Source organism: Candidatus Erwinia dacicola (assembly GCF_001756855.1).
GTDB lineage: Bacteria > Pseudomonadota > Gammaproteobacteria > Enterobacterales > Enterobacteriaceae > Erwinia > Erwinia dacicola.
In genome coordinates this window covers 1-1,765 of the sequence record NZ_MAYS01000496.1, presented here as the reverse complement: position 1 = coordinate 1,765, position 1,765 = coordinate 1, and the positions used below count along the sequence as shown (strand labels likewise).

2 protein-coding genes and 2 pseudogenes are annotated in these 1,765 nt (G+C 48.2%); 2 read left to right on the top strand and 2 right to left on the bottom strand.

Annotation, left to right across the window (positions count from 1 at the left end):
* Together BBW68_RS19225 and BBW68_RS12890 are read left to right on the top strand one after the other, a co-directional pair.
* A pseudogene (locus tag BBW68_RS19225) lies at positions 1 to 276 on the top strand (phage tail protein); the annotation flags it as partial.
* Positions 276 to 884 carry a tail fiber assembly protein gene (locus tag BBW68_RS12890; RefSeq protein ID WP_070135670.1) on the top strand — a complete coding sequence of 203 codons (609 nt, stop codon included), beginning with the start codon at positions 276 to 278 and terminating at the stop codon, positions 882 to 884. The pseudogene BBW68_RS19225 and the gene BBW68_RS12890, both read left to right, overlap by 1 nt.
* Here the strand turns inward: BBW68_RS12890 and BBW68_RS20800 are convergent.
* Both BBW68_RS20800 and BBW68_RS18930 read right to left on the bottom strand, forming a co-directional pair.
* Positions 856 to 1,454: pseudogene (locus BBW68_RS20800) on the bottom strand (tail fiber assembly protein). The gene BBW68_RS12890 and the pseudogene BBW68_RS20800 sit on opposite strands and share 29 nt — an antisense overlap.
* Positions 1,454 to 1,765 (bottom strand): phage tail protein (locus BBW68_RS18930; protein WP_083264908.1); only part of this gene is annotated, 312 nt, incomplete at its 5' end. The gene BBW68_RS18930 and the pseudogene BBW68_RS20800, both read right to left, overlap by 1 nt.

Below are 1,765 nucleotides of genomic sequence, written 5' to 3'. Positions count from 1 at the left end.
ATCCGTGGTTGGGATGATGGGCGCGGCTTGGACGCGGGTCGCATTCTTCTTACTGCTCAGGCCGATGAACTACGCTCTCACAATCACCGTTTTATAAATGAATACGGAACGCCAACAGAGAAGATTATTGCTTACACAGATCAAGACAGTGAATCACTGGAAGTCACTAACAGAACGGGATCCCGTTGCCATACCTACATCCTTATGGAAAAAACGGGTGGTGTGGAAACCAGACCGCATAACGTTTCATTCAACTACATCGTGAGGGCTGCATGATTGCTAAAGCTGAATTAAATCAGGACATGATCGCCACGATGGCAGGGGAAATCACCGTCTATAACTACGATGGTGAGACACGCGAATACCTGTCTTCATCTTTTGAGTATCTCGCCGTGGGAGTCGGTATTCCGGCTAATTCCTGCATTGATGCGCCGGTCGAGAGTAAAACCGGCGTTGCCATATGCCGTACTGTGGACTTGAGTGCATGGGAATATGTAGCCGATCATCGAGGTGAGAAAGTTTATAGCACTGAAACAGGTGAAGCGATTGCCATGACTGTGCCTGGCGATTACCCGGAGGGTACCACTACGCTGGTACCTGCTACTGAGTACGATAAGTGGAACGGTAGCGAGTGGGTAACGGATACGGTAGCACAGCGTGAAGTTGATGTAGCGGCTGCGGTGCTGCAGAAAACGGTATTGCTTGATGGGGCTAAGGCAACAATCAGTCTGTGGCAGACGGAGTTGCAGTTAGATATTCTCGGTGATAAAGATAAGGCCAGCCTGATACTCTGGCTGGCCTACATAAAAGAATTACAGGCTGTTATTCCTGACTCTACACCGAATATCAAATGGCCTACGCCTCCGGTTGAGCAGGCCAGTTAACATCAGGAGCCGTCGAAACATCGACGGCTTTAAGCGCGGTTTTAAAAGCCATCCACGACGACAATTTTTTTTGTTTTCTTCGCTTATATCACCGAGCATAAGCTCCACCCGCCAGTCGGAAGTTAGTTCATCCACCTGAGCGAGGAGCGTTTGTCGAAGTTGTTCTGCATCTGCAATATCACCTTTATTTTTTGCGTCAGCATTTGTGACCCATTTATCTCCGTCCCATTCATCATAAGGTGATGCTGGAGCTATGGGGGTTGTACGTTTGGGATAATCACCCAGTGCCGTCACTTCAACCGGTTGCATTGTCTCTGTGTTATAAACGGTTTGGCCTCTGTGGTCGGTGATATATTCCCATGATGAGAAGTCTGCTTTACGGCAAATTGCAAAGCCGTCTTTGATTTTGCCTGGCGCATCGATGCATGAATTGGCAGGGATGCCGATACCCACGGGCAAATGCTCAACTGACGAAGACAGGTATTCACGTGTCTCACCATCGTAGTTATAGACGGTGATTTCCCCTGCCACCGTGGCAATCAGTTCGCTGTTTAATTCTGCCTGAGACATTATGCTGCCCTCACAATGTAGTTAAAAGCAACATTTCGCGGACGAGTGACATTGAAAAACCTATCGTAAAGGGCTGTTTGTCTGCGTGCGGCGTTTGTTACAGTACCTAAGTCCATATACCAGAGATAAGTACCTACATATTCCCCTGTGGGGATTTTGTCCCCGCCATAGTCAATGGTAGAACCATTAGTCATGTATGAAATATCTAATCCGCTATCATTATCGTCTCTGCCACCTACCAAAGTACCTTTCTGCCATGCCAGTAATGCACGCCCGGAATCCACACCTCGACCATCATCCCAACCACGGAT